Genomic DNA, 554 nt, shown 5'->3' with positions numbered 1-554 from the left:
GCTTATGCATGATACCTATTAATGCTTCATCGTATGAATAGACTTCGCATCCCAACAGGAATCGACCTTTTATGCCTGTTTCTGACGTAGCAAACCCTTTCACTACATACTGCGATGGATGATCATTACGCATGGACTTTGCCAAGGAGATACCACCCTCTCTTACTCCGAGTATGAAAACCGGAATCTTGGTTTCAGCTGAAAAACTGGAGTCGTACATATACTTCACGAGGATTCGCATTGTCCACATCTCTATCATGGAGATGAAGAGCATAACGACAATGGATTCTGTGGTAATCTCGCAAAGGATATTTTCTGGAATCACCTGGAGAAGTACGCAATTCAAGATGAAACCGACAACGAGGGCACCGGAAATGCGAAGCAGGTCAACGAATGACGAGTAGCGCATGATGCCGGAATAGGTATGGAACATACGCATACCTACCACGAAGAGTGGCAGGGAGCAGACGAACATGAGGAGGTAGTTCCAGAAATGGGAAGCTATCACCTCGCCTCCTTCTGCAATATAGGTTGCAATCATTCCTGCCACTACA

The 554-nt window shown here is 45.7% G+C and carries 1 protein-coding gene; it reads right to left on the bottom strand.

Features of this window, described 5'->3' with window-relative positions; all coding sequences use genetic code 11:
• Positions 1 to 554, bottom strand: a 554-nt coding sequence (locus ACQRBJ_RS16185) for a nucleoside-diphosphate sugar epimerase/dehydratase (RefSeq protein ID WP_445304254.1), incomplete at both ends; no start/stop codon positions are given.

The sequence above is a fragment of the Prevotella sp. SGI.167 genome (assembly GCF_050313615.1).
Classification (GTDB): Bacteria; Bacteroidota; Bacteroidia; order Bacteroidales; family Bacteroidaceae; genus Prevotella.
This window is presented reverse-complemented; position numbering and strand designations above follow the sequence as displayed.